Annotated in this window: 9 protein-coding genes and 1 tRNA gene; 5 read left to right on the top strand and 5 right to left on the bottom strand. The window is 75.5% G+C overall.

Annotated features, from left to right (window positions below):
- The coding region (locus ACVMLK_RS17280; RefSeq protein ID WP_457487108.1) for an ATP-binding protein at window positions 1-3,242 on the bottom strand (3,242 nt) is incomplete at its 3' end.
- 154 nt (window positions 3,243-3,396) lie between these two features.
- Here ACVMLK_RS17280 and ACVMLK_RS17285 point away from each other — a divergent pair.
- Genes ACVMLK_RS17285 through ACVMLK_RS17305 form a run of 5 tightly spaced genes read left to right on the top strand, consistent with a single transcriptional unit; the run spans window position 3,397 to window position 8,183 of the window.
- The gene (locus tag ACVMLK_RS17285; protein WP_457487109.1) at window positions 3,397-5,478 is read left to right on the top strand and encodes a S8 family serine peptidase; all 2,082 of its coding nucleotides are present in this window, start codon (window positions 3,397-3,399) and stop codon (window positions 5,476-5,478) included.
- On the top strand, window positions 5,475-6,536 hold the full coding sequence (locus ACVMLK_RS17290) for a radical SAM/SPASM domain-containing protein (protein WP_457487110.1): 1,062 nt from the start codon (window positions 5,475-5,477) through the stop codon (window positions 6,534-6,536). Before ACVMLK_RS17285 ends, ACVMLK_RS17290 begins: the two co-directional genes overlap by 4 nt.
- 13 nt (window positions 6,537-6,549) lie before the next feature.
- The gene (locus ACVMLK_RS17295) at window positions 6,550-6,792 is read left to right on the top strand and encodes a hypothetical protein (RefSeq protein ID WP_457487111.1); all 243 of its coding nucleotides are present in this window, start codon (window positions 6,550-6,552) and stop codon (window positions 6,790-6,792) included.
- Entirely contained in the window at window positions 6,789-7,394 is a 606-nt protein-coding gene (locus ACVMLK_RS17300; protein ID WP_457487112.1) for a hypothetical protein, read from the top strand. The genes ACVMLK_RS17295 and ACVMLK_RS17300 overlap by 4 nt, the downstream gene beginning before the upstream one ends.
- Window positions 7,395-7,403: 9 nt before the next feature.
- Window positions 7,404-8,183, top strand: coding sequence for a Crp/Fnr family transcriptional regulator (locus ACVMLK_RS17305; RefSeq protein ID WP_457487113.1), 780 nt, complete (start codon window positions 7,404-7,406; stop codon window positions 8,181-8,183).
- A 49-nt stretch (window positions 8,184-8,232) separates the two neighbouring features.
- Here ACVMLK_RS17305 and ACVMLK_RS17310 read toward each other — a convergent pair whose 3' ends face one another.
- The 4 genes from ACVMLK_RS17310 to ACVMLK_RS17325 all read right to left on the bottom strand — a co-directional run.
- Window positions 8,233-8,361 carry a hypothetical protein gene (locus ACVMLK_RS17310; protein WP_457487114.1) on the bottom strand — a complete coding sequence of 43 codons (129 nt, stop codon included), beginning with the start codon at window positions 8,359-8,361 and terminating at the stop codon, window positions 8,233-8,235.
- A gap of 184 nt (window positions 8,362-8,545) precedes the next feature.
- Window positions 8,546-8,629, bottom strand: a tRNA-Thr gene (locus tag ACVMLK_RS17315).
- Between the two features lie 75 nt (window positions 8,630-8,704).
- Window positions 8,705-9,028, bottom strand: a complete 324-nt coding sequence (locus tag ACVMLK_RS17320; protein ID WP_198367582.1) for an antibiotic biosynthesis monooxygenase family protein — start codon at window positions 9,026-9,028, stop codon at window positions 8,705-8,707.
- 64 nt (window positions 9,029-9,092) lie between these two features.
- Window positions 9,093-9,920 (bottom strand): molybdopterin molybdotransferase MoeA (locus tag ACVMLK_RS17325; protein ID WP_457487115.1); only part of this gene is annotated, 828 nt, incomplete at its 5' end.

Genomic DNA, 9,920 nt, shown 5'->3' on the forward strand with positions numbered 1-9,920 from the left:
GCCGGCGGCAGCGTGGCGAGCAGGCTCTCCAGCGCGCGCCGCTCCAGCACCGGCGCGCCCTGCTCCGCCGCCAGCGCGACCGCCGCCCGCAGGCTGTCCAGTGCCGCCTCCACCCCGGCCCCCAAGGCCAGCAGGGCGAGCCCATGCAGGCGGTGCAGCTCGGCCGCCAGGAAGCGCACGCCGTTCCGCTCCACCTCGGCCAGCCCCGCGGCGGCGGTAGCGGCGGCGTCCTCGGCCTGGCCGAGCCGCAGCTGCGCATCCGCCAGCAGCATCAGGCCATAGGAGCGGACCATGTCGCCGCCGATCGCCGCGAAGTCGCGCAGCCCCTGCCGCAGCCGCCGCAGGCCGGCCTTGCCCGCCTCCGGTGCCGCCGCGTCGGTGGCGCGGGCCACCTGCGCCCAGCCGGCCAGGGTCTCGCCCCAGGCCGCCCAGTAGGGAAAGCCCTGGCCATGGGCCAGGGCGATGACCGTCTCGGCCTGCCGCAGGGTCTCCGCCGGCTGCCCCAGGCTCTGCCGCAGGGAGGCGGAGAAGCTCAGCGCGAAGGCACGGCTGTGGGGATGGCGCAGCCGCCCGCCAAGCTCGAGCGCCTCGGCATCCAGCGCCAGCGCCTCGGCGGCACGGCCGCGGAACCACCGGGTCCAGCCCAGGGCGCAGAGCGTGAGGGTGCCCGGATCGGAGCCGAATTCGAAGCGCTGCGCCGCGTCGCGCTGCGGCCGGTACAGCGCCCAGGCCGCCTCCAGCTCGGCCTCGGCCACGGCGAAGTCGCCCTGGTAGAGCGCCACCAGCCCCGCCAGCCGCCGCGCCTGCACCACCAGCCCGGGCTCGTCGAGCCGGTTCGCCAGCTCCAGCATGCGCCGGCCCAGCGGCTGCGCCACGGCGAGCTGGCCGCGCACGATATAGAAGGTCTGCAGGCCATAGAGCGCGCGATAGGCGGCGGGCGTGCCGGCGATGTCCTGGCTCAGCGCCAGGGCGGCGTCGAAGGCCTGCTGCACCTCGGGCGCGCCGTTGCCCCGCGTGATCAGATACTGGGTGCCCAGGGCGATGTGCAGCCGCAGCGCCGTCTCGGCGGCGGGGCCGCGCGGCGGCTCGCCCAGCAGATCCAGCGCATGGCGGAAATGCGCCACCGCCTCGGTGCTGGCCGAGCGCTCGGCGGCGGCGCGGCCGGCGCGCTCCCAGGCCGCCACCGCCTCGGCCCGGAGCCCCGCCAGGCCCAGATGGTTGGCCAGGATCTCCGGCCGCCCGGCCACCTCGGCCGCGAACTCGCCGCGCAGCGCATCGGCGATGCGCCGGTGGATGACGCGCCGGTGGCCGTGCAGCAGCGATTCATAGGCGGCCTCCTGGATCAGCGCGTGGCGGAAGCTGTAGACGGCACCGTTCGGGCCGTGGCCGAGATGATCCAGGAAGCGCTCCTCGGCCAGCCGCCGCAGCGCCGCCGCGATCTCCGCCGCCGGGCGCTGCGCCACCGCCTGCGCCAGGCCCAGGCTGAAGCTGCGGCCGAGCGCGGCGCAGAGCTGGGCCACCGGCTTGTCCGCCGCCATGCGGTCGAGCCGCGCCATCAGCGAGCCCTGCAGGGTCTTGGGCATGCTCAGCGGCTGCAACGGGCCCGCCAGCTCGTAATGCCCCGCCCGCTCGCGCAGCTGGCCGGATTCCAGCACCGTGCTGGTCAGTTCCTCGACGAAGAGGGGAATGCCCTCGGTGCGCCGCACGATCTCCCACTGCACCGCCACCGGCAGGCGCTTGCCGCCCGCCACCGCCGTGACCAGCGCCTCGGTCTCGGCCGCCGGCAGGGGATGCAGCTCGACCCTGGCGATGCCGGGATGGTCCAGCAGGGGATCGGCGAATTCGGGCCGGGTCGTCATCGCCACCAGCACCGGGGCATCCTGCGGCGCCGCCTCCAGCCGCGACAGCACGCCCTCCAGCAGGCTCAGCGTCGAATCATCCGCCCAGTGCAGGTCCTCGACCAGCAGCAGCAGGCCGCGCGGCGCGGCGCGGGCCAGCAGGCATTCCGCCACCGCCGCCAGGCCCCGCTCGCGCCGCAGCCGGGGGGAGGCCGCCTCTCCGGCCGCCACCGGCAGGGCCTGCGGCGCCAGGATGCCGGTCAGCCCGTCCAGCAGCGCCTGCCGGCCGGCGTCATCGAGCCCCTCGGGCACGGCGGCGGCGATCCCGTCACGGACCATCTCCGGCGTGGCGCCCTCCGGCAGGCCGAGCAGGACGGCCAGCGGGCGGGCCAGGGGTTGCAGGGCGCTGGTGCGATGCTCCGGCAGGCACTGGCAGGTGAGCACCAGGGGCGCGTCGTCGGACAGGCCGTCGCGGAACTCGCGCAGGAGCCGGGACTTGCCGACGCCGGCCTCGCCATGCAGCAGCACGGCCCCGCCCCGCCCCTGCCGCGCCGCCCTCCAGAGGCGGCCCATCATCTCCAGCTCGCGCCGGCGGCCGCAGAAGGGGGCCAGCACGGGCCGCGCCTCCAGGCGGCTGGAGGCGCCGCTCCGCCCGAGCACCGCATAGGCCTCGACCGGCAGCGGCAGGCCGCGCAGGGGGAAGGCGCCGAGCGGCTCGCCGATGAAGAAGCCGCTCGCCGCGCGCCAGGTGGCGCCGCTCGCCACCAGCTGGCCCGGCGCGGCCGCCTGATGCAGCCGGCCGGCCACGTTGGTGGCCGCCCCGATCACCGCCATGGCCTCGCGCGCCGGCCCGTCGCCGAGGTCGCCGGCCATCACCTGATCGGTATGGGCGGCGAGGCGGACGGCCAGGGCGGGCGCGCCATCCCGGCTCAGCCGCTCGCTCAGCACCCGCACCGCTCGCAGCACGCCAAGCCCCGCCTCCAGCGCGCAAACCGCGTCATCCTCATGCGCGAGCGGAAAGCCGAAGCAGGCCAGCACGCCGTCGCCGGCGTATTGCAGGATGCGGCCGCCGCGGCTGCCGACCTCGCTGGCGCAGGCCTGGCGATAGGCGAGGATGACCGCGCCATAGGCCTCCGCGTCGAGGCGGCTCGACAGGCCCACCGAATCGACGATGTCGCAGAACAGCAGCGTGACCAGACGCAGCTCGGCCTGCGGCGCGGCGGCCGCGGCGTCGGGCGCCTGGGCCAGGGGCTGGCCGCACTGGCCGCAGAAGCGCGCGCCGGGACCGGCCGGGCTGCCGCAGGCCAGGCAATGGAGCGAGAGCGGCCGGCCGCAGCGGGAGCAGGCTCGCCCCTCGGCAGGGTTCCACCCGCCGCAGGCCGCGCATGCGACGTTCTGTGGCATCCGCAGTTCCATTCCGGCGCAGCTGTCTGTGCGCCCCGTCACAGTACCGGCGGCCCGGTCGGCTGACAATGTCGTTGCGGAGGCGTCCGGGACAACGCAAGATTCGGTCACCGGGCCGCCTTTCGCCACCCTGAGGCCGTGAGGGAGACCGTCCTTGCCACCGCAGATGCCCAGCCAGGAGATGCCCAGCCAGGAGCGGCAGACCGAATGTCACTGCCAGCGGGTCGAGACCGGCCTGCTGGATACCGATGGCTGCGAGAGGCTGGACCCGCGCCTGGGCAATCTGGCGCTCCGCGTTCAGTGCGAGATGCGCACGAGCCCGGTGGCGCGGGTGTTCATCCGCACCTCCCGCCTGCCCTTCCACACCGGCCCCGAAGGCCTCTCCCCCGCCATCCCGGGGCTGGAACCCGGTTTCGTCACCGATGCGGAGGGCCGCGTCCTCGCCGCCGGGATGCGGCCCGAGGCGCCGCCCGGGCCGGGCCCCTACCTGTTCACCGCCCGCGTCTGGATCGATCCGCGCCAGCCGCCCCCGCCCGGCGGGCCGATCGCCCTGCCGGCGCTGCTGCGGCAGGAGGGCATCCTCTGGGTTGGCGCCGCGCCGCGGCTGCGGCCGCAGCTCGACTGGTCGATGCCGGAGATCGGCGCCACGCCACGCCCCGCCGGCGCGGCCACGGCCGCGGCCGCGCCACCACGCGGCGGCCGCGGCGTGGTGATCGGCGTCGCCGATTACGGCTGCGATATCGCCCACGCCAATTTTCGCCACGCCGATGGCCGCACCCGGCTGCTGGCCCTGTGGGACCAGAACCCGGCCGGGGCGCCGGCCGGAGGCCTGCCGCAGGGCCGCGAGCACGCGGCCGCCGCGATCGACGCCGCCCTCGACCACGCCGCCTCCGGGGGCGGCTGCCCCTATGACCGGCTCGGCTACGACCCGCACGCCAACTACTACACCGAGGCCGCCACGGTGGCCCCGGGCCAAGGCGCGCACGGGACGCATGTGCTGGACGTGGCGGCGGGGAACGGGCGCGGCACCGGCCTGCCGGGCCTGGCGCCGGAGGCGGAGCTGGTCTTCGTCCAGTTGCCGCGCTTCGATTGGGACAATGCCGCCGACCTGGCGCAGGGCGCCTGGGTCTACGAGGCCGCCGCCTATATCTTCCACAAGACCGGCGACCGCCCGGCGGTGGTCAATCTCAGCCTCACCACCAACACCGGCCCGCATGACGGCAGCAATCTCGTCGAGCAGGCGCTGGAGGCGCTGCTGCGCCGCCCGGGCCGCGCCATCGTGGTCTGCGCCGGCAATGCCCGGACCAGCGGCATCCATGCCGGCGGCACGGTGCCGCCCGGGGAGGCCCGCCCGCTGCGATGGCTGCTGCCGCCGGGTGACCATCTGGCCAACCGCCTGCTGCTCTGCCACGCGGCGGATGCGCCGCTCTCCGTCTCCCTGCTCGATCCGGCCGGCCGCGAGATTCCCCTGCCGCCGCCCGGCCAGGGCCGGCACGGCGCCTTCGCCCTGCGGCGCGGCGACGGCGCGCTGCTCGGCACGGTGGGGCTCGGGCAGGATGACGGCGGCGCCGCGGGCGGGCGGCCGCCGCTCCGCCAGATCCGCATCACCCTGCCCCCCTCCGGGGCGCCGGAGACCCAGGGCTGGACGCTGCTGCTGCGGGCGGGGGAACGGCCAGGGGAACGGCCAGAGGAACGGCCGGTGCGCTTCGATGCCTGGATCGAGCGCGACGACCCCTCGCAGTCCCGTTTCGACCCGGCCGACGCCGACCGCGCCATGACGCTGGGCTCGCTGGCCTGCGGCGAGAGCGCCATCGTCGTCGGCGCCTACAACGCCCTGGCGCAGCGCCGGCGGCCGGCGGCGCAGTTCAGCGCCGAGGGCCCGACCCGCGACGGGCGTCAGAAGCCGGACCTGATCGCCCCCGGCGTCGGCATCTACGCCGCGCGCTCCAAGGGCCGCTGCACCCCCGGCTGGGGCGGCGGCCTCTCGCCCGAGGCCGGCATGGTGCTGAGCGGCACCAGCCAGGCGGCGCCGCATGTCGCGGGCGCCGTCGCGCTGATGCTGGAGCGGGCGCGCGAGGCCGGCGGACCGCTGCCCGACGCGGCGCGGCTGCGCGACACCCTTCGCCGCACCGGCCGGCGCGACAGCCTGACCCCGGTCGAGGCCTGGGACGCGCATGCCGGCTGCGGCCGGCTCGACCTGCGCGCCGCGCTGGCGGCTCTCGGGGAGGCGTCATGAGCACGCCGCCCACCCTTCCGCTCCGCAACCCGGTGCTGGAGCGCCCGCTGAAGGTGACGCTGAGCTTCACCGCCAGCTGCAACCTCGACTGCCGCCATTGCTACGCCGATTGCAGCCGCGTCCCGCGCGCGGAGGAGATGCCGGCCGCCGACTGGATGGGGCTGATCGACCGGCTGGAGGAGGATGGCGTCATCGGCCTCTACATCGAGGGCGGCGAGCCGCTGCACCGCGCCGATTTCCTCGACGTGCTGCGCCACGCCGCCGGACGCTTCCATGTCCAGCTCCGCAGCAACGCCACGCTGGTCACGCCGGAGATGGCCCGCATCCTGCACGAGGACTGCCGGATCGCCACCCTGCTGGTCGATCTGCACGGCCCGGACGCCGCGGTGCACGACCACGCCACGCGCGCGCCCGGCAGCTTCGAGCGCACCCTCGGCGGCATCCGGGCCGCCCGCGCGGCGGGCATCGAGACGCAGATGCTGGTCATCATGACGCGGCTCAACGTCGATCACCTGCAGGGCTGCGTCGATCTCGCGGCGCGGCTCGGGCTCGAGACCATCGGCATCCTGCGGCCCTATCCGATCGGCCGCATGCGCCGCGCCTGGGACGAGGCCTCGCTGCCGCTCGAGGTGATGATGCGCGCGCTCGGCGCGCTGCGCCTGCCGCCGGGGATGCGGCTGATGCAGTCCTGGCACCCGCGCGACGGCAATTGCTGCTGGCAGACGGCGGCGGTCGATCCGCGCGGCCACTCCATCGGCTGCGCCTATCTGCGCGAGTATGTCGATCTGGGCGATCTGCGCGAGGTCGCCTTCCTCGACACGTGGAACGCGCCGCTGCACCGGCTGCTGCGCTCGGGCGAGGTGGAGGCCAGTTGCGGCGACTGCGCGGCGAGCCAGGGCTCGCATGGCGGGTGCCGCGCCACCGCCTATGCCTTCCATGGCCGCTGGACGGCGCCCGACCCTTTCGACCTGCCGCTCAACCAGGGAGTGGACCTGCGGGTCCTGCCTGAGCATGCGCTACATCCTCGCCCCCAATCTGCGCCTCCGTCCGGTTCCTGAGCTGGACAGCTGCGTGGTGCTCGCGCCCGGCGAGGGTGGCGGGCCGCGCCTGCTGCGGCTGAACGCCCATGCCTGGCTGCTGCTGGAGCTCTGCCGGGCGGGGATGATGGCGACGGCGCTGCGGGAGGCCTATCGCGAGGCGGTGGTGCCGCCGCTCGACGCGGCGGCGGCGGCGGAGTCGCTGGACCAGGGGCTGGCGCTGCTGCTGCGCCAGGGCCTGCTGCTGGAGAAGAACCCGGAGGAGGCGATGCCATGAAGGCCGAGAACGATCTGGAGCGCCTGAAGGCGCGGATGCGGGCGGGCGCCGCGCTGGCGGCGCCGGAGGTGCGCGAGATCCGGCCCGAGATCCGGTCCGCCGGTCTCTGGCACATCACCGACACGGCGGCCGCCGGCGGGCCGGCCGGGCCGGCCGGACAGGATATCGCGAAGGGGATCGAGGAGGGCTTCCTCCTCGGCATGATGGTCCGCGAGGTGCGGTTCCGCGTGGCGCCCGAGAAGGCCGACGCCTTCCATGCCTGGCTGCGCCGCCACGAGCCGGACCTGCGGACGCTCGCGGCGCGCGAGGGCGTGCTCTACCGCGGCACCCATGGCGCCTTCGGCCGGCTGGGCAGCTATGTCACGCTCTGGGGCTATTCCTCCTTCGAGGCCATCCAGAAGTTCTCCATCGCCGTGGCGCGCCTCGACACGCCGCTCGGCGAGCGGCTGCGGGAGATGCAGGACTACGTCGATCTGCGCGATCCGGCCCATTACGAGGAGCAGCTGCTCCTGCCCGCCGCCGCCGGCCGCAGCCTCTCCCCCGCCGGCGATCCCGCGCCGGCGCCAGGGAAGCGCGCGCCGCGCCGCACCGGGCGCGGCTGAGCCGGGGCCGTGCCCGGCGCGGCCAGCCCTCCCGGCCTTCCGCCCGGCCCCACCGGTGGCCCCAGCGGCCCGGCGGCGCTGGCGGCGCTGCGGCGCATCCCCTTCCTGGAGGGCGCGCCGGAGGAGGCCCTGGCGCGGATGGTGCCCAGCACGCGCTGGCACCAGCTCCAGGCCGGCGCGGTCGTGGTCGATTCCGGGGATGCCAGCGACGACGTCTATTTCGTGCTGGAGGGCTCGGTGCGCGTGGTGGTGCGCACCGCCTTCGGGCATGAGGCCATCCTGAACGACCTCGGCCCCGGCGATTTCTTCGGCGAGCTGGCGGCGATCGATGGCGTCCGCCGCTCGGCCAATGTCACCGCCCTGCTGCGCACCCGGCTCTGCGCCGTGCGCGGCGCCGCGCTGATGGAGCTGGTGCTGCAATGCCCGGCCGTCGGACGGCGGCTGCTGCGGCTGCTGACGGCGCGGCTGCGCGACAAGGACGAGCGGCTGCTGGAGGCCACCGCCCTGCCGGTGCGGCAGCGGCTGTCGGCGGAGCTGCTCCGCCTCTCCCGCCCCCGCGGCGGCGGCGAGAAGGTGCTGAGCCCGCCGCCACCGCAGCATGTCCTGGCCGCCCGCATCGGGCTGCGCCGCGAGACGGTCTCGCGCGAGCTGGCGCGGATGTCGCGCGCCGGGCTGCTGACGGTCGGGCGGCAGGCCATCGTGCTGCACCACCCCGAGGCCCTGCGGCGCGAGATCGAGGCCCTGCTGCGCGGCGCCGAGGCTCCCGATCCGCGCCGGGAGAAGCCCTGAGCGGGTCCGTCCCACCCTCCGGGCACGCGGAAGGGGGTGGCGCCCGGCCTCAGCCGGTGGAGCGCCCGCCCCGCATGTAGCGGCGCTCCGGGCGGTAGAACCACCAATGGTGCAGGAGCCGCGCCATCCTCGGCGCCGTGGCGAGCAGGGCGGAGAGCAGCGGGCGGGATCGCGGCATGACGGGCTGCAAGGACATCCTCGCCTCCGGGTCCGGGCGTGAGGGCCGTCACGGGATGCGGCGGCCGGCGCTCAGAATGCCCGGGAGGCGAGGAATGCGGCTGTGCGCGCGCTCACAGAAGGCGCGGCGTCGATGAGGCCGGGATCGAGAGTGGCCGCCGGCGGTGCCATACGGGCGGGAGCCCTGCTGGGGACAGGATTCGAACCTGCGACGTGGTTACCCAACCGGATTACAAATCCGGTGCATTCAACCGCTCTGCCACCCCAGCGAAGGGGCCGGGTTCTTAACAGCAAGAGGGAAGCCGGCACAATGGCGGCCCTCCCGGCTCCCCCGGAGGCACCCTTCAGCCCGGCGGGCGCCCGATGCTCTGGATCGCCTCGAAGCCCTCGAACTGCGGCGGGCCGAGATAGAGCGGCTTGCTGCCGCCCGCCCCCGCATGCGCGCGGCGGAAGGCATCCGAGCGCGTCCAGGCCTCGAACGCGGCCTTGTCGTGCCAGATGGTGTGCGAGGCATAGAGCACGTGGTCCTCGCGCACCGGACCGCGCAGCAGGTGGAAGGAGACGAAGCCCGGCACCTCGTGCAGGTGCGATTCCCGCTGCGTCCACATCGTCTCGAAATCGGCCTCCGCTCCCGGCGCGACCTTGAAGCGGTTCATGGCGATGAACATCGACGTTGTCCTTCCTGCTGCCCTGGCGCTGTCCTTCCGGCGAAGATGGGGTGCCGCCGGCCGATCAGAAGAGCGCCGCGAAGGGCAGCACCGCCAGCCGCTCGCCCGGGGCGACCTCGGTGGCCGCCTCGGGGATCTCGGCGAAGGCGTGGCTGCGGGTCAGCGAGGTCAGCAGGCCGGAGCCCTCGCGCGGGAAGGCATGGGCCAGGGGAGGCAGCAGGCCCTCGCGCCGCTCCAGCGCGACGCGCAGATACTCCCGCCGCCCGGCCTTCTTGCGGTGGCGGAAGCCGGCCTCGGCCAGGAAGCGCGGCGGCGGCTCCTGCGCGGCGCCGCAGAGCCGCAGGGCCAGCGGCCGCGCCAGGTTCAGGAAGGCGACGAAGGCGGCCACCGGATTGCCCGGCAGTCCCAGCACCGGCACGCCCGCGACCACCCCCATGGCCGCCGGCCGGCCCGGCTTCACCGCCAGACGCCAGAATACCAGCCGCCCCTCGGCGGCGATGGCGGCGCGGACATGATCCTCCTCCCCGGCGCTGACGCCGCCGGAGGTCAGCAGCATGTCATGCCCCTCCGCCGCCGCCCGCAGGGCCCGCCGTGTCGCCGCCCGGTCGTCGGGCAGGATGCCGAGATCGACCGGCTCGACCGGCAGCCCGGCGAGCAGGGCCAGCAGGGCGAAGCGGTTGCTGTCATAGGTCTGCGCCGGCCCGAGCGGCGCGCCGGGCGGCACCAGCTCGTCGCCGGTGCTGAAGACGCCGATGCGCGGCCGCGGCCGGACGGGAAGCTCCGGCAGGCCCAGCGCCGCCGCCAGGGCGATGGCCGCGGGCCCGAGCCGGGTGCCGTCCGCAAGCGCCAGCGCGCCACCCGCCACATCCTCCCCCGCCGCGCGGCAATGGGC

The sequence above is a fragment of the Teichococcus aerofrigidensis genome (genome assembly GCF_054073225.1).

Excerpts from the sequence above, each read along its gene's own strand:
- ACVMLK_RS17310 (WP_457487114.1), bottom strand. The coding sequence starts at position 8,361 with ATGCCGCGATCCCGCCCGCTGCTCTCCGCCCTGCTCGCCACGGCGCCG.
- ACVMLK_RS17320 (WP_198367582.1), bottom strand. The coding sequence starts at position 9,028 with ATGTTCATCGCCATGAACCGCTTCAAGGTCGCGCCGGGAGCGGAGGCC.
- ACVMLK_RS17300 (WP_457487112.1), top strand. The coding sequence starts at position 6,789 with ATGAAGGCCGAGAACGATCTGGAGCGCCTGAAGGCGCGGATGCGGGCG.
- ACVMLK_RS17290 (WP_457487110.1), top strand. The coding sequence starts at position 5,475 with ATGAGCACGCCGCCCACCCTTCCGCTCCGCAACCCGGTGCTGGAGCGC.